We start from the raw sequence: 15822 nt of genomic DNA on the forward strand, positions 1-15822 counted from the left end.
GTCAACCGTTTATTTCATCCGGTCATCACTGTTTTTAATCTTTCCGACCCGGTCACTTCGTGATGTTGTTCACGTTGTTCCCTGTCGATGGAGCGGCATTATAGGGATCCGATTTTTTTGCACAAGCCTTTTTTCCAATAAAAGGATCGACTGCGTGTTTTTCGACCCTTTCGCGGAGATCTCACCCGATCCGCTGGTTTTGACACCGATCTCAGCGGGTCCAAATTGGTATTTCCTCTGACCCGAACTATATTGCCAAGGTTATAACTCACTTATGGGGTACTTACAGATGTCTGAGGCTTTACGTATTTATCAGGGATTAACACCCACATTGGGCGAAAGAGTCATGGTTGATCCCTCCAGTGTGGTCATTGGCGATGTGGATCTTGCGGATGATGTCAGCATCTGGCCGTTAGTTGTCATACGTGGTGATGTGAATAATGTCGTAATCGGCTGCAGAACCAATGTTCAGGATGGCAGTGTGCTACATGTGACCCATCAGTCACGACAGAATCCCGAGGGCTATCCTCTTATTATTGGGGAAGATGTTACTGTCGGACATAAAGCAATGCTGCATGGCTGCACAATCGGAAATCGGGTTCTGGTCGGGATGGGATCCATTTTGCTGGACGGGGCGATTGTAGAAGATGATGTCATGATTGGTGCCGGTAGCCTGGTTCCACCGGGCAAGACGCTTGAAAGTGGCTACCTCTATTTAGGCAGCCCCGTTAAGCAGATACGGGAACTGACCTCTGAAGAACTCGCAGGACTGACGTACTCTTCTAATAACTATGTGACATGGAAAGATCTCTATCTGTCGCAAGAACCATAAAGAAGTGCGTTGCCTGAACAGTAATGAATCCGGACTGTTCAGGCATTACCGGTTATCCCAGCAAATCTTCCTTTAGCTGTTCCAGCACAGGTTCTATCTCCGGCATCACGCCATGCCATAAATAGAAAGCATGAGCCGCCTGCCCCACCAGCATACCCAATCCATCGGCATAACGGATTACCCCATTATTTATAGCCCACGCAATAAAAGGCGTTAATCCTGCCTGATAATACATATCGTAGACGCGAGTCCGGGCTGTCAGTACTTTTTCGGGGATCGACGGGATCTCACCTTTGATACCCGATGCTGTGGCGTTAATAATCAGATCGAAAGATTCATCAGCGAGATCCGCTAATGCTACCGCGCGGATATCTCCTTTTTCTTCGAAAATATGGCTCAGCTGCTGCGCCCTTTCAAACGTCCGGTTTGTGACGATCACTGAACAGCCATAAGACAACAGAGGAAGGATCACCCCACGCGCGGCCCCACCCGCACCGACCAGTAAAACCCGGTCGCCGTGCTGCAAAAGCGCCAGCCGCTCCAGATCACTCAGCATACCGATGCCATCCGTGTTATCCCCAAGCAGTCGCCCATCCTCACATATTTTGAGGGTGTTAACCGCTCCGGACAGCGCAGCACGTTCCGTCAGCTCATCAGATTGTGCAAAAGCACGCTCTTTGAAAGGGACAGTAATATTGGCACCACGAGCGCCGTCTTCAAAAAAGGATCGCAGGGTTTCTTCAAACGTTTCATGCGGAGCCAGAACCGTACCATAGGTGTGATCAATTCCCGTCTGGCTGGCAAACAGCGCATGAATACGCGGGGATTTACTATGGCCGATAGGATTCCCAAATACTGCAAAGGATGGCGTGACTTTCATTGTTTAGCCCTGACGAATAAGGTTGCCGGTAATGGCATCCCTGATTTCAGATGGATTGTCTCTTCCTCCCACATGGCCATTCAGCACCGGGAAATCATTTCCAAACTGGCGTCTGACCTCGTCGGAAAGTCGGCACGGCGGCTGGCCATTCAGATTGGCACTGGTGGACACCAGCGGTTTGCCAAACTTTTGGCTGAGTTCTTTTACCAGGGGATGATCGGTGACACGGACGGCCAGCGAGCTGAAGCGGCCGGTTAACCAGTCTGGTGTCGATGGCTTCGCTGGCATCACCCAGGTGACCGGGCCGGGCCAGAATGACCAGATATGCTGAAGTTGCTGCTCAGTTAATGATGAGTCATCGATATAGGGAAGGAGTTGCTGGTAGCTGTCAGCAATCAGAATCAGTCCTTTATCTTTAGGCCGCTTTTTAAGTGCCAGAAGGGCCTCTACTGCTTGTTCACTGTCAGGATCACAACCCAGACCGAATACTGCTTCTGTCGGATACGCAATGACTTGTTGCCCGCGCAGCGCTTCAAGCACTGTGCTTAATGTATTTTCTGTTTCTTTATTCATCTTGTTCGTTATCTTTTATTTCGACGGCCTTACCGCACAATTTACTGGCACAGAATAACTTTATTCCCTGAGCCGTTTTCTTTTCCATCAATAAGGGGTAGTGGCAATGTTCGCACTCACCCGCCACCGGCTTATTGTTGATAGCAAACTGGCAATCCGGGTAACGGTCACAGGCGTGGAAAGCTTTACCAAAACGTGATTTTCGTTGTAGTAAATGACCTTTTGCACATTGCGGGCATCCGAGGCTGGTTTCTTCAGGTTTATCGATGGCTTCAATATGGTCACATTCAGGATACTGACTGCAGCCAATAAACATTCCATAGCGGCCCTGACGCAGCACTAAAGTAGATTCACATTTAGGGCATGCTTGTCCCTCCAGAATTTTCACAATATGACCATCTGCCTGTGATTTCAGGGGACGAATATATTGGCATTGTGGATAGGATGAACAACTGAGAAAAGGGCCGTGGCGACCACTACGGATCACCAACCCGGCCCCGCATTCTGGACAGGATCCATTTTGCTTCTCAGCAAAAAGTGCTGCTTTTGTCATAGGTTACGTTTTACCTGTTATCTCTTAATGGAGATAACCTTCATTAACTTCAAATAATAGCTCTTCCATTTGCTGATACGCACTTTCATATCCGGGAATATTAAACAGAACCATCAGCACGACCCATTTCAGATCCTCAAGATCAAATTCCTCAGTGTCCAGAGCCATAACACGATCGATAACCATCTCCCTGGTATCGAAATTCAATACTTTGATCTGTTCGAGGAACAACAGAAAACCACGACAACTGCAATCTAACCGACTTGTTTCCTCATCGGTGTAAACACGCAATGCTGAAGGATCAGAATCCAGCATATAAGATGGGGTTCCACCCTCTTGCATATCCGCAAGTTTTTCAAGCCAATTCAGCGCATTGTGAATATCGGCCCGGTGAAAACCAGCCTCGGTCAAGTCATCCGTTAACCTATCCTCGTCAACATTCATCTCCGCTTCGTTGTGAATGTAAGTTTCAAATAAGTACATTAGTACGTCGAACATGGCTTGCCCTCTTAATTCGGACATAGCCGCCGGATACAGCTGCGATCCATCCTGCTAACTCCAGCTCGAGTAGTTTACCTACCACTTCTGGCACAGGTTGGCCGGCACGTTCGGCGACGACGTCAACAGATGTCACCTCATATTCTACGTTAGCCAACACATCAGCAAATGGCAATTCAACTTCGCTATCTGATGCACAAATAATCGCCTCTGACGCCGTTAATCGTTTCGCCGGTGTCCGTTTAAAAGACTCTGAAGACTGGATATTGGGAAACCACGTCAGCCCGCTTCCTATCTGTTCAGCGATATCATTGGGTGCCGTCACCAGATACGCCCCCTGCTGAATCAGCCAGTGCGTGCCTTCTGAGGTGACACTTCCCAACGGGCCGGGTAACGCGAAAACTTCTCTTCCCTGTTCCAGCGCATAACGCGCGGTAATCAGTGACCCGCTGCGCAACGTTGCCTCAATCACAAGCACACCGGCACTTAACCCGCTAATCACACGGTTCCGCCGGGGGAAATGAGCAGCTAAAGGCGGAGCCGTTACCAGATGCTCAGAGACCAGAGCCCCTCCCTGCTCAAGGATATGGTCCGCAAGCTTTGCATGCTGGAGTGGATAACGGTTCAGCAGCCCGCTGCCCAGCACCGCAATCGTCTTCCCCTGAGCCTCTAATGTTGCCCTGTGGCTGATGCCATCAATCCCCATTGCCAGTCCGCTGGTGACGGTAAAACCGCTGCTGACAAGGCCACCGGCAAAAACCTGAGCATATTGTTCGCCGTAGTGCGTGAAATTCCGGCTACCCACCACTGCGATTTGCGCAGACTGGAGCAGATCAGCGGTGCCTTCGACGAACAACATTAAAGGTGGGGAGGATATTTGTGCCAGCAGCTGCGGATACAACGCGCTACCGAACGTCACCAGGTGGCGGTTGTCCCCTTCCAGCCATCGCAGAGATGCTGACACCCACTTTTGACTGAGATGCTGAAAGTCTGCGACCTGTTCGGCTGAAAGACCGCAGACGGGCAACGCTGACGGCGAATACGTTCCGCGACAAAATAATGCCTGAACGATCTCAAGGGCATGTCTTGCACCGAGGCGTTTCACCGCAGATAAACGTATCCATACTTCCTGTAATGTCATTATCCTTTCCCTTCTCAATGCCTTTCGGCGACTGATTCAATTGGCAGAGGATGCTGTCAATCGGGGCAGGAAATGTCTAGAATAGAGTCTATATATCTTCAATCAATTGAATAAAGATCCAGAAAAATATGTCCGTATTACAGATATTACATTTCCCAGACGAGCGGCTTCGCATAACTGCAAAACCGGTCAAAGAAGTTAACGCCGAAATCCAGCAGATCGTGGATGATATGTTTGAAACCATGTATGCAGAGGAAGGCATTGGTCTTGCTGCTACTCAGGTCGACATTCACCAACGGATCATCGTTATTGATGTCTCTGAAAATCGCGACGAGCGTCTGGTTCTCATCAACCCGGAATTGCTGGAAAAGAGCGGCGAAACGGGGATTGAAGAAGGCTGCCTGTCGATCCCGGATCAACGGGCGCTGGTGCCGCGTGCGGAAAAAGTTAAAATTCGCGCACTTGACCGTGAAGGCAAATCCTTCGAACTGGAAGCTGATGACTTGCTGGCAATTTGTATCCAGCATGAAATGGATCATCTGGTGGGCAAATTGTTCGTGGATTATTTGTCTCCACTGAAACGTCAGCGTATTCGCCAGAAAATGGAAAAAATGGCCAAGCTGAACGCACGGGCTGACTAATATTCGTGTAACACAGGACACTGCTTTGCGAATCATATTTGCCGGTACTCCCGACTTTGCAGCGCGTCATCTCGACGCGCTTTTATCATCAGAACATCAGGTTGTCGGTGTTTTCACTCAGCCTGATCGCCCGGCTGGCCGCGGAAATAAACTCACCGCAAGCCCGGTAAAAGTTCTGGCTCAAACCCACGACATTCCTGTTTTCCAACCTAAATCGTTACGCCCTGAAGAAAACCAATCGCTGGTTTCCTCGTTAGAGGCTGATGTCATGGTTGTTGTTGCTTATGGTTTGATTTTACCTAAAGCAGTGCTGGATATGCCGAAACTGGGCTGCATCAATGTGCACGGCTCTTTGCTGCCGCGCTGGCGTGGCGCCGCGCCGATCCAACGTTCTCTGTGGGCTGGCGACGCCAAAACAGGCATCACGATCATGCAGATGGATGTCGGGCTTGATACCGGTGACATGTTGCATAAAGTCGAGTGTGACATCCTGCCCGAAGACACCAGCGCATCGCTTTATAACAAGCTGGCCGAACTTGGCCCGCAAGGCATGCTGGAAACTCTTGAGCAGTTGGCAAACGGTACCGCCAGACCGGAAGTTCAAAGCGAAGAACACGTCACCTACGCTGAAAAACTGAGCAAGGAAGAGGCCCGTTTAGACTGGAACTTATCCGCTGAACAACTCGAGCGTTGTATTCGCGCGTTTAATCCCTGGCCTGTCAGCTTTTTCATGATTGAAGAACAACCGGTTAAAGTCTGGCAGGCGGAATGTTTGTCAGAGAAAAGCAGTGCGGCTCCCGGAACCATTGTGTCTGCCAACAAAAAAGGCATTCAGATTGCGACGGCCGACGGGATCCTGAACATTACCCAGCTACAACCTTCGGGTAAAAAAGCGATGTCTGCACAAGACTTGCTGAACTCTCGTCGCGAATGGTTTACCGAAGGCACCCGTTTAGCCTGACCATAACGACTACGCCCGATATTTCGTCGGGCCTTATCTCTCTGATGATGCTGGCTCCGGTCAGCTTTTTTGACTATGAAAACAGCCTATAATCTCCGTAGCATTGCCGCCCAAGCCATCAGTCAGGTTCTGGACAAAGGTTTATCCTTGTCTACCGTGCTTCCTGGTCTGCAAAAAAATGTCTCAGAAAAAGATCGCGGACTCCTTCAGGAACTGTGTTTTGGTACGCTTCGGGTTCTTCCTCAGCTGGAATGGTGTTTGCAGCAACTGATGGCAAAACCTCTCACTGGTAAGCAAAGAACTTTGCATTACTTGCTGATGGTTGGCCTGTATCAGTTAATCCACACCCGTATTCCGGCGCATGCCGTTCTTGCTGAAACTGTGAACGGTGCCGTGGCACTGAAACGTCCTCAGCTTAAAGGCCTTATCAACGGTGTTTTACGTCAGTTTCAGCGACAGCAGGAAGAATTACTGCCCCGCATGGCCAACAATGACAGCCGTTATCTTCACCCAAGCTGGCTGCTTAACCGCCTGAAAAAAGCCTATCCAGCTGATTGGGAAGCGATTATTGAAGCAAACAATCAAAGGCCACCAATGTGGTTGCGCGTCAACAGAATGCACCATACCCGCGAAGAATACCTGCATCTGCTGAATGAAGCCCAGATTGAAGCCATGCCGCATCATGAGTACAGCGATGCATTAAGGCTGATGACACCTTGCCAGGTGAACCTGCTTCCTGGTTTTGCTGAAGGCTGGGTCACCGTACAGGATGCTTCGGCGCAGGGCAGTGTTGATCTGTTGGATCCGCAGAATGGCGAATTGATCCTCGATTTATGTTGTGCGCCTGGCGGTAAAACAACTCACATTCTGGAAGCTGCACCAAAAGCACATGTTCTCGCAATTGATGTGGATGAGCAGCGTTTGAAACGCGTTCATGAAAATCTGCAGCGCCTGAAACTGAGTGCAGAAGTGAAACAAGGTGATGGCCGTGAGCCGCAGGCGTGGGCCGGTGATCGCCTCTTCGATCGGATTTTGCTTGATGCCCCTTGCTCAGCGACCGGTGTTATTCGCCGACACCCTGATATCAAATGGCTGCGCCGGGACAGCGATATTGCCGAACTGGCGAAGCTTCAGAGAGAAATTCTTGAAGCTGTCTGGCCACGATTAAAAAGCCAGGGTGTCATGGTTTACGCCACCTGCTCAATTTTGCCAGATGAAAATTGCCAGCAAATCGCCGCGTTTCTGGCATCTCATCCGGAGGCAACGCTGGTTGAAACCGGAACGGCGGAAAAACCTGGCCGACAAAATCTTCCCCATGCTGAAGATGGCGATGGCTTCTATTACGCTAAACTCATCAAAAGCTGATCATCTTGTATTAGTGCTTTTTACGCAGGCTGATACCTTCGAGGCAAAGCAGAGAGTCATATGAAAATAATAATTCTCGGGGCCGGGCAGGTTGGCGGAACACTCGCCGAAAACCTGGTGGGTGAGAACAACGACATCACGGTTGTCGATACGAATACCGTCCGGCTGCGCCAGCTTCAGGATAAATTCGACCTGCGGGTCGTCCAGGGTCATGGTTCACATCCGCGCGTACTGCGAGAAGCCGGTGCGGAAGATGCCGATATGCTGGTCGCTGTGACCAATTCGGACGAAACCAATATGGTGGCGTGTCAGATCGCCTACTCGCTTTTTAATACCCCCAATCGTATTGCCCGCATTCGTTCAACCGAATACATCCGTGAATCCGAAAAGCTCTTCCATCCCGAAGCCGTGCCGATTGATCACCTGATTTCGCCAGAACAACTGGTGACGGATTACATCTACAAACTCATTGAGTATCCGGGTGCATTGCAGGTGGTGAATTTCGCTGAAGGGAAAGTCAGCATTGCCGCAGTAAAAGCGTACTACGGCGGGCCGTTAGTGGGCAACGCGCTGTCTTCAATGCGTGAGCATATGCCGCATATTGAAACCCGTGTGGCCGCGATTTTCCGTCAGGATCGTCCTATCCGTCCGCAGGGATCCACCATCGTTGAGGCTGGTGACGAAGTTTTCTTTGTGGCCGCTTCTCAGCATATCCGTGCAGTCATGAGTGAGCTTCAGAGGCTGGAAAAGCCTTATAAGCGAATCATGATTGTAGGTGGCGGTAATGTCGGTGCGGGTCTGGCACAACGGCTGGAAAAAAACTACAGCGTAAAACTGATCGAACGTGATCAACAGCGTGCCGCTGAGCTTGCGGAAATCCTGCAGGACACCATTGTTTTCTATGGCGATGCGTCCGATCAGGAACTGTTGGCCGAAGAACATATTGAACAAGTCGATGTGTTCATTGCAATTACCAATGATGACGAAGCCAATATCATGTCGGCCATGCTTGCCAAGCGCATGGGCGCCAAAAAAGTCATGGTACTCATTCAGCGCAGCGCGTATGTCGATTTGGTTCAGGGCAGCGTTATCGATATAGCAATTTCACCCCAGCAGGCAACCATCTCCGCGTTGCTGGGACACGTCAGGAAAGCGGACATAGTCAGCGTTTCATCCCTGCGGCGTGGTGTCGCTGAAGCGATTGAAGCCATTGCACACGGTGACGAAACAACATCTAAAGTTGTTGGCCGTACTGTAGAGCAAATCAAACTGCCGCCCGGCACGACTATCGGGGCGATTGTCCGCGGAAATGACGTAATCATTGCTAACGGTACCAGCCGGATCCAACAAGGTGATCACGTGGTGATGTTTATCACCGACAAGAAATTTGTCAGGGATGTAGAGCGCCTGTTCCAGCCAAGCCCATTCTTCTTATAATTCGGGTGTCACTGTTAATCGAATTTAGCGTTAATCAGGCTTCGGGTAAGAACTTTTGTAGCGAAGACACCACAAATGGTCTTTACTTGGTTTGTTATATTTGATGAATTTGCCAAGGAGTATTTATGAGTTTTATGAAAGAGTTTCGTGAGTTTGCCATGCGTGGCAACGTGGTCGACCTGGCTGTCGGTGTTATCATCGGGGCCGCATTTGGCAAAATAGTATCTTCATTTGTCGCCGATATTATTATGCCGCCACTGGGTTTACTGATTGGTGGGGTCGATTTTAAGCAATTTGCTTTCGTACTCAGGGATGCTCAGGGAGCAACACCCGCCGTAGTCATGCATTACGGGGTATTTATTCAGAATATTTTTGATTTCGTCATCGTCGCACTGGCTATATTCTGCGCAATTACCTTGATGAACAAAATGCGTCGTAAGCAGGAAGACAAACCCGCTGCACCACCAAAACCTACTGCGGAAGAAACTCTGTTAGCGGAAATTCGCGATTTACTGAAAGAACAGCAGACACCAAAACTGTAAGCCCTCTCTGCGAAGACTTTTTAGAAGGGCAGTGTTGAATACTCAAGCGAACACTCAACACTGCCCTCCAGATAACTCCCCTTGCCATTTTTTTCTTTGCGCCGATAACTCCCTTTCCCCTTCTGATTTTTCTCAACTCTCTGTTTAAACAGCGGGTCATGAAGAAGTGCCTGCAATGCGTTATCCTGAATAGTGCCTTTCTGATGCTTATAGTGGGACATATAACCTCGATTATTGTCATACATGTTGAACAAAATACGCGCACATCATACTGCGATAATTATTACTGTGAAAGCGGTTTATAGACAGGTGCGAAGGCTCATGCAACTTTTCCAGCACCATCTTCCAGTGCTTCCAAAATAGAACAACTTACACTGGTATGCGCGGAGCCGCAGCAGGCGGCACTGAGTATCTGCAACGATTCGCGCATCTGATTAAGCTCTTTTAATTTCAACTCAACCTCGGCAAGTCTTTCATCTACGATAGATTTTGATTCCTGACAGGTGTGATGCAGAGGATCGATCCGAATCGAAAGTAACTCCTTAATCGCATCGAGTGTAAAACCCGTCGATTTGGCATAGCGGATAAAGCGTAACCGCTGCACATCACTGTCGTCATATTGACGGTAACCCGAGGGATTACGTGTCCCCGCACTCATCATCCCCTGCTTTTCGTAGTAGCGGACGGTATCTGTGGATACATTTGCCAGGCTGGCAAGCTCACCAATTTTATACATGTCTATTTACCTTTGAATTTATCTATCAGTGCATTTTCGTAATGCCCGTGAAGGAAATCAGTATTCATTCCGGCTTGCTGTAAACGTAACTGCAAGACTTTCAGTCGCTTTTCAGTGGGCGCAAAGTTCGGGTCATCACTGCCTAATGTTTGCAGCAAATGATCCAGTTCGATTGCTTCCTTTCGATCCTGTAATTCCGGGGGTAAGTAACCCGCATTTTTGAGGATACGATAGGAGGTTCTGAGCTCATCCGGAACAGCGCTGTCATCATCCAGAACAAGGGGTTGTCCGCTTCCGGGCAGATTATCAAACTCGCCCTTTTCCTGAGCATCTTTGATGTGCTTTTCAACCCATTGATCAATCAAAAACATGATTTTCCTCTACTCATCAGAACGAATCATTGTGAATCATAGTCTCTGACTGACTGGCTTAAAAGAGGAAGAAACGCAGGACAAATATTGCGGTAAGAAAAAGAAGTGGGGCACTAAAATTCAGATGTAAAAAAACCGGGCAAAAGCCCGGTTTTTTCATGCATCTACAGATTATTCAGCAGTTGCTACTTCTGCTTTTGACTCTGCACGATCAACGAGCTCGATGTATGCCATCGGCGCATTGTCGCCTGCACGGAAGCCACACTTAAGAATACGAGTGTAACCACCGGCACGGCTCGCGAAACGCGGGCCCAGTTCATTAAACAGTTTTGCCACGATCTCGTTATCACGAGTACGGGCGAATGCCAGACGACGATTTGCAACGTTGTCGGTCTTGGCAAGAGTAATCAGCGGCTCAACAACGCGACGCAGCTCTTTCGCTTTCGGCAGGGTCGTCTTGATGATCTCATGACGAACCAAAGAGCCGGCCATGTTACGGAACATAGCCTGTCGGTGGCTGCTGTTACGGTTCAGTTGACGACCACTCTTACGATGGCGCATGACCTTATCCTTCTCAGTAAAACCTTAACCTGTGATCCGGTTACTCGTCAGCAATACTTGCTGGTGGCCAGTTTTCCAGGCGCATGCCCAGAGACAAACCACGGGACGCAAGTACGTCTTTGATCTCAGTAAGAGATTTTTTACCCAGGTTAGGTGTTTTAAGTAACTCAACCTCGGTACGCTGTACCAGATCACCGATGTAGTGGATTGCTTCTGCCTTAAGGCAGTTAGCAGAGCGGACAGTCAATTCCAGATCGTCAACAGGGCGCAGCAGGATTGGATCGAATTCCGGCTTCTCTTCTTTGACTTCCGGTTGACGTACATCACGTAAATCAACGAAAGCTTCAAGTTGTTCAGCAAGAATGGTCGCCGCACGACGGATCGCCTCTTCAGGATCGATCGTACCGTTGGTTTCCATTTCGATAACCAGCTTGTCCAAATCAGTACGCTGTTCTACACGCGCTGCTTCAACATTGTAGGCAATACGCTCTACAGGGCTGTAGCATGCATCTACTAACAGACGACCAATTGGGCGCTCATCTTCTTCCGAATGAATTCGGGCAGACGCCGGCACATAACCACGACCGCGCTGAACTTTGATACGCATGCTGATAGCAGCGTTCTCATCGGTCAGGTGGCAGATGACATGTTGCGGCTTGACGATTTCGACATCACCATCATGGGTAATGTCGGCTGCAGTCACAGGGCCAATGCCAGACTTATTCAGGGTAAGAATAACTTCATCTTTCCCTTGAACTCTCACCGCCAGCCCTTTCAGGTTGAGCAGGATCTCCAGGATATCTTCCTGTACGCCTTCTTTGGTGCTGTACTCATGCAGTACACCATCAATCTCAACCTCGGTCACCGCGCAACCCGGCATGGATGAAAGCAGAATACGGCGCAGTGCGTTGCCTAAAGTATGGCCAAAGCCACGTTCTAAAGGCTCAAGGGTCACCTTGGCGTGCGTCGAACTGACTTGCTCGATATCTACCAGGCGCGGTTTTAGAAACTCTGTCACAGAACCCTGCATTGTGTCCTCTCTTTGGTACTAAGCTTTACTTGGAGTAAAGCTCGACGATCAGGTGTTCGTTAATGTCGGAAGACAGATCAGTACGTTCAGGCATACGCTTGAACACACCTTCCATCTTAGCAGCATCAACTTCAAGCCAAGTCGGCTTTTCACGCTGTTCAGCCAACTCCAAAGCGGCCTTCACGCGAGATTGCTTTTTAGCTTTCTCACGGATGCTGACAACGTCATTCGGAGATACCTGATAAGAAGCGATGTTAACAACGCGACCGTTTACCATGATAGCTTTGTGGCTAACTAACTGGCGGGATTCCGCACGAGTAGCGCCGAAGCCCATACGATAAACTACGTTGTCCAAACGACCTTCAAGCAGTTGCAACAGGTTTGCACCGGTGTTGCCTTTCAGGCGTGCTGCTTCTTTGTAATAGTTACGGAACTGACGCTCCAGAACACCGTAGATACGGCGAACTTTTTGCTTTTCACGTAACTGTACACCATAGTCAGACAGACGCGGTTTACGCGCACCATGCTGACCAGGAGCTTGTTCAATTTTACACTTGGTATCGATCGCGCGAACGCCAGATTTAAGGAATAAATCTGTGCCCTCACGACGGCTAAGCTTGAGCTTAGGACCCAAATATCTTGCCATTTTCTCTCTCCAACAAACCTAAAAGCAGCGTTATACGCGACGCTTTTTCGGCGGACGACAACCGTTATGAGGGATAGGAGTCACATCAGTAATATTAGTGATGCGGAAACCAGCCGCGTTTAATGCGCGGATAGTAGACTCACGACCAGGACCAGGTCCTTTAACCATAACTTCCAGATTCTTGATACCGTATTCTTTCACTGCGTCAGCGCAGCGCTCTGCTGCAACCTGAGCTGCGAACGGAGTGGATTTACGAGAACCACGGAAACCGGAACCACCAGCTGTTGCCCAACCCAAAGCATTACCCTGACGATCGGTAATGGTAACAATGGTGTTGTTGAAAGAAGCATGGATATGAGCCACGCCGTCAGAGACTTGTTTTCTTACACGTTTACGTGTACGAACAGGTGCCTTTGCCATTTATTCAATCACCCCGATTATTTCTTGATCGGTTTACGCGGACCCTTACGGGTACGTGCGTTAGTCTTGGTACGCTGACCGCGTACTGGAAGACCACGACGATGACGCAAACCACGATAAGTTCCAAGGTCCATAAGACGCTTGATGCTCAGGGTGACTTCACGACGCAGATCACCTTCAACAATGAACTTGGCAACTTCGTCACGCAGTTTTTCGATTTGCTCTTCAGACAGCTCACTGATCTTAACATTTTCAGCAATACCTGATGCAGCACAGATAGACTGTGAGCGGGTTTTGCCGATGCCGTAGATCGAAGTTAATGCGATCACGGTATGTTTCTGATCAGGAATGTTAATGCCTGCTATACGGGCCACTATGCACTCCTACTATTTATATACGGCAATACCATTCTGAAAAGCCCGTTTTCAGGATACTCAAATAGTATTGCTGCTTACATACAAAAGATTGGCTGGCTAATCTAGCCAGCTCAACCCAACTTTGCAAGAAAAATATGCGAGATAATCAGCCTTGACGCTGTTTATGCTTCGGTTCTGCGCTGCAGATTACGCGAACGATACCGTTACGCTTAACAATTTTGCAGTTACGACATAATTTCTTGACGGAAGCACGAACTTTCATTTTTACTCTCCGTAACTTCGCAAACTCACCAGATTAGCGGTTATAGCCTTTCAGGTTTGCTTTCTTCAATGCAGACTCGTACTGACTTGACATCATCAGAGTTTGCACTTGAGCCATAAAGTCCATGATAACGACGACTACGATCAGTAGAGAAGTACCACCAAAGTAGAATGGAACTTTCATCGCGTCACGCATGAACTCCGGGATAAGGCAGATGAAAGTAATATACATCGCACCAATTAAGGTTAAACGAGTCATCACTTTATCAATGTACTTCGCCGTTTGCTCTCCCGGACGAATTCCTGGTACAAATGCACCGGACTTCTTCAGGTTATCTGCTGTCTCACGCGGGTTGAACACCAACGCAGTATAAAAGAAACAGAAGAAGATGATTGCAGTCGCATAGAGTAACACATAAAGCGGTTGCCCAGGCTGCAAATACAGCGAAATCGTAGTCAGCCAGTTCCAACCAGTCCCGCCCCCAAACCATGATGCAATCGTGGCAGGGAACAGAATAATGCTGGAAGCGAAGATTGCTGGGATAACCCCGGCCATATTCACTTTCAACGGTAAGTGCGTGCTCTGTGCTGCATAGACACGACGACCTTGTTGGCGTTTAGCATAGTTAACGACGATACGACGTTGACCACGTTCAACAAACACCACAAAGAAAGTCACTGCAAACACTAAAACTGCAACCAACAGCAACAGGAGGAAGTGCAGGTCGCCTTGCCGAGCTTGTTCGATAGTATGGGCGATTGCTGGCGGGAGACCCGCTACGATACCTGCAAAGATAATGATTGAAATACCGTTACCGATACCTCGTTCAGTAATTTGCTCACCCAGCCACATCAGGAACATTGTCCCAGTCACTAAGCTCACAACTGCAGTAAAGTAGAACGCAAAGCCTGGATTTAACACCAGACCTTGCATACCAGGCATGTTCGGCAGACCGGTAGCAATACCGATCGACTGAAACACTGCCAATACCAGCGTACCGTAACGGGTGTACTGACTAATCTTACGACGGCCAGCCTCCCCTTCTTTCTTTATTTCTGCTAACGCTGGATGAACCACCGTTAACAGCTGGATAATGATCGATGCAGAAATGTACGGCATGATCCCCAGAGCAAAGATTGAAGCACGGCTAAGGGCACCACCAGAGAACATGTTAAACATTTCAATGATGGTACCTCTTTGCTGCTCGAGCAATTTGGCAAGTACAGCGGCATCAATACCAGGGATCGGAATAAAAGAGCCGATACGGAAAACAATCAGCGCACCGATAACAAACAAAAGTCTGCGCTTCAGTTCGCCTAGTCCACCCTTGGCACTTTGAAAATCTAATCCCGGTTGCTTAGCCATCTGCTACTTATTCCTCAATTTTACCGCCAGCAGCTTCGATAGCAACACGAGCGCCTTTGGTGACACGCAAACCACGCAGAGTTACCGCACGACCAACTTCGCCAGAAAGGATTACTTTCGCGAACTCGATCTGGATACCAACTACGTTAGCGGCTTTCAGCGCGTTCAGGTCGATCACGTCGCCTTCCACCAGAGCCAGTTCAGACAGACGAACTTCTGCCGTGATCATAGCTTTGCGGGAGGTGAAGCCGAATTTCGGCAAACGACGATATAAAGGCATCTGACCACCTTCAAAACCACGACGTACGCCACCACCAGAACGTGAGTTCTGACCTTTGTGACCACGACCGCCGGTTTTACCCAGGCCAGAACCAATACCACGACCTACACGCCTTGGCGCTTGTTTGGCACCATCAGCCGGAGACAGAGTATTTAAACGCATCTCTTACTCCTCAACCTTAACCATGTAGGAAACCAGGTTGATCATACCGCGTACAGCAGGAGTATCCTCGCGCTCAACGGTGTGACCAATACGACGCAGACCCAGGCCCAGCAGAGTAGCTTTATGCTTCGGCAGACGGCCAATGGAACTGCGAGTTTGTGTAACTTTAATAGTCTTTGCCATGGTTAA

The 15822-nt window shown here is 49.1% G+C and carries 23 protein-coding genes; 6 read left to right on the forward strand and 17 right to left on the reverse strand.

Annotated features, from left to right (window positions below; translation table 11 throughout):
- Window positions 1-289: 289 nt before the first annotated feature.
- The gene (locus tag EYY67_RS16170) at window positions 290-832 is read left to right on the forward strand and encodes a gamma carbonic anhydrase family protein (protein ID WP_131693874.1); all 543 of its coding nucleotides are present in this window, start codon (window positions 290-292) and stop codon (window positions 830-832) included.
- Between the two features lie 52 nt (window positions 833-884).
- Here the strand turns inward: EYY67_RS16170 and aroE are convergent, their stop codons facing one another.
- From aroE to dprA, 5 genes are read right to left on the reverse strand one after another with little or no spacing between them, the layout of a single operon-like run.
- The gene (gene aroE, locus EYY67_RS16175; protein ID WP_131693875.1) at window positions 885-1712 is read right to left on the reverse strand and encodes a shikimate dehydrogenase; all 828 of its coding nucleotides are present in this window, start codon (window positions 1710-1712) and stop codon (window positions 885-887) included.
- Window positions 1713-1715: 3 nt separating this feature from the next.
- The gene (tsaC, locus tag EYY67_RS16180; RefSeq protein WP_131693876.1) at window positions 1716-2285 is read right to left on the reverse strand and encodes an L-threonylcarbamoyladenylate synthase type 1 TsaC; all 570 of its coding nucleotides are present in this window, start codon (window positions 2283-2285) and stop codon (window positions 1716-1718) included.
- Window positions 2278-2838 carry a DNA topoisomerase family protein gene (locus tag EYY67_RS16185; RefSeq protein ID WP_131693877.1) on the reverse strand — a complete coding sequence of 187 codons (561 nt, stop codon included), beginning with the start codon at window positions 2836-2838 and terminating at the stop codon, window positions 2278-2280. The genes tsaC and EYY67_RS16185 overlap by 8 nt, the downstream gene beginning before the upstream one ends.
- A gap of 24 nt (window positions 2839-2862) precedes the next feature.
- Window positions 2863-3336: a DUF494 family protein gene (locus EYY67_RS16190; RefSeq protein ID WP_095923740.1), complete on the reverse strand. Its 474-nt coding sequence runs from the start codon at window positions 3334-3336 to the stop codon at window positions 2863-2865.
- Window positions 3308-4477, reverse strand: a complete 1170-nt coding sequence (gene dprA / locus EYY67_RS16195; RefSeq protein WP_131693878.1) for a DNA-protecting protein DprA — start codon at window positions 4475-4477, stop codon at window positions 3308-3310. The genes EYY67_RS16190 and dprA overlap by 29 nt, the downstream gene beginning before the upstream one ends.
- A 128-nt stretch (window positions 4478-4605) precedes the next feature.
- On the opposite strand from dprA, the gene def reads away from it, so the two are divergent.
- The 5 genes from def (at window position 4606) to mscL (ending at window position 9423) form a co-directional block, all read left to right on the forward strand.
- Window positions 4606-5118, forward strand: coding sequence for a peptide deformylase (def, locus tag EYY67_RS16200; RefSeq protein ID WP_119825222.1), 513 nt, complete (start codon window positions 4606-4608; stop codon window positions 5116-5118).
- 1 nt (window position 5119) lies between these two features.
- Complete coding sequence (fmt, locus tag EYY67_RS16205; protein ID WP_195817664.1) at window positions 5120-6079, forward strand: methionyl-tRNA formyltransferase; 960 nt, start codon at window positions 5120-5122, stop codon at window positions 6077-6079.
- Between the two features lie 75 nt (window positions 6080-6154).
- Window positions 6155-7444, forward strand: a complete 1290-nt coding sequence (rsmB, locus tag EYY67_RS16210; RefSeq protein ID WP_131693880.1) for a 16S rRNA (cytosine(967)-C(5))-methyltransferase RsmB — start codon at window positions 6155-6157, stop codon at window positions 7442-7444.
- Window positions 7445-7504: 60 nt separating this feature from the next.
- A complete protein-coding gene (trkA, locus tag EYY67_RS16215; protein WP_095923745.1) occupies window positions 7505-8881 on the forward strand; it encodes a Trk system potassium transporter TrkA in 1377 nt (458 codons plus the stop codon).
- Window positions 8882-9006: 125 nt separating this feature from the next.
- Entirely contained in the window at window positions 9007-9423 is a 417-nt protein-coding gene (mscL, locus tag EYY67_RS16220; protein ID WP_095923746.1) for a large-conductance mechanosensitive channel protein MscL, read from the forward strand.
- Between the two features lie 20 nt (window positions 9424-9443).
- Here mscL and EYY67_RS16225 read toward each other — a convergent pair whose 3' ends face one another.
- The 12 genes from EYY67_RS16225 to rpmD all read right to left on the reverse strand — a co-directional run bounded on the left by EYY67_RS16225 (window position 9444) and on the right by rpmD (window position 15816).
- Complete coding sequence (locus EYY67_RS16225; protein WP_095923747.1) at window positions 9444-9644, reverse strand: alternative ribosome-rescue factor A; 201 nt, start codon at window positions 9642-9644, stop codon at window positions 9444-9446.
- A 98-nt stretch (window positions 9645-9742) separates the two neighbouring features.
- Window positions 9743-10159 (reverse strand): Zn(2+)-responsive transcriptional regulator, encoded by a 417-nt coding sequence (gene zntR / locus EYY67_RS16230; RefSeq protein ID WP_131693881.1) that lies wholly within the window; start codon window positions 10157-10159, stop codon window positions 9743-9745.
- A gap of 2 nt (window positions 10160-10161) precedes the next feature.
- Window positions 10162-10530 (reverse strand): DnaJ family domain-containing protein, encoded by a 369-nt coding sequence (locus tag EYY67_RS16235; protein ID WP_095923749.1) that lies wholly within the window; start codon window positions 10528-10530, stop codon window positions 10162-10164.
- 171 nt (window positions 10531-10701) lie between these two features.
- Window positions 10702-11091 carry a 50S ribosomal protein L17 gene (gene rplQ / locus EYY67_RS16240; protein ID WP_013573706.1) on the reverse strand — a complete coding sequence of 130 codons (390 nt, stop codon included), beginning with the start codon at window positions 11089-11091 and terminating at the stop codon, window positions 10702-10704.
- Between the two features lie 40 nt (window positions 11092-11131).
- The gene (locus tag EYY67_RS16245; RefSeq protein WP_002919219.1) at window positions 11132-12121 is read right to left on the reverse strand and encodes a DNA-directed RNA polymerase subunit alpha; all 990 of its coding nucleotides are present in this window, start codon (window positions 12119-12121) and stop codon (window positions 11132-11134) included.
- Between the two features lie 25 nt (window positions 12122-12146).
- Window positions 12147-12767 (reverse strand): 30S ribosomal protein S4, encoded by a 621-nt coding sequence (gene rpsD / locus EYY67_RS16250; RefSeq protein WP_095923750.1) that lies wholly within the window; start codon window positions 12765-12767, stop codon window positions 12147-12149.
- A gap of 30 nt (window positions 12768-12797) precedes the next feature.
- The gene (gene rpsK, locus EYY67_RS16255; RefSeq protein ID WP_004929731.1) at window positions 12798-13187 is read right to left on the reverse strand and encodes a 30S ribosomal protein S11; all 390 of its coding nucleotides are present in this window, start codon (window positions 13185-13187) and stop codon (window positions 12798-12800) included.
- 17 nt (window positions 13188-13204) lie between these two features.
- Window positions 13205-13561 (reverse strand): 30S ribosomal protein S13, encoded by a 357-nt coding sequence (gene rpsM, locus EYY67_RS16260; RefSeq protein ID WP_013573704.1) that lies wholly within the window; start codon window positions 13559-13561, stop codon window positions 13205-13207.
- 148 nt (window positions 13562-13709) lie between these two features.
- Entirely contained in the window at window positions 13710-13826 is a 117-nt protein-coding gene (gene rpmJ, locus EYY67_RS16265; RefSeq protein ID WP_012768118.1) for a 50S ribosomal protein L36, read from the reverse strand.
- A 33-nt stretch (window positions 13827-13859) separates the two neighbouring features.
- Window positions 13860-15191 carry a preprotein translocase subunit SecY gene (gene secY / locus EYY67_RS16270; protein WP_014333605.1) on the reverse strand — a complete coding sequence of 444 codons (1332 nt, stop codon included), beginning with the start codon at window positions 15189-15191 and terminating at the stop codon, window positions 13860-13862.
- A 7-nt stretch (window positions 15192-15198) separates the two neighbouring features.
- Complete coding sequence (gene rplO / locus EYY67_RS16275; protein WP_013573702.1) at window positions 15199-15633, reverse strand: 50S ribosomal protein L15; 435 nt, start codon at window positions 15631-15633, stop codon at window positions 15199-15201.
- Window positions 15634-15636: 3 nt separating this feature from the next.
- A complete protein-coding gene (gene rpmD, locus EYY67_RS16280; RefSeq protein WP_013573701.1) occupies window positions 15637-15816 on the reverse strand; it encodes a 50S ribosomal protein L30 in 180 nt (59 codons plus the stop codon).
- Between the last annotated feature and the right edge of the window lie 6 nt (window positions 15817-15822).

It is taken from the genome of Rahnella victoriana, from assembly GCF_004330295.1.
GTDB lineage: Bacteria > Pseudomonadota > Gammaproteobacteria > Enterobacterales > Enterobacteriaceae > Rahnella > Rahnella victoriana.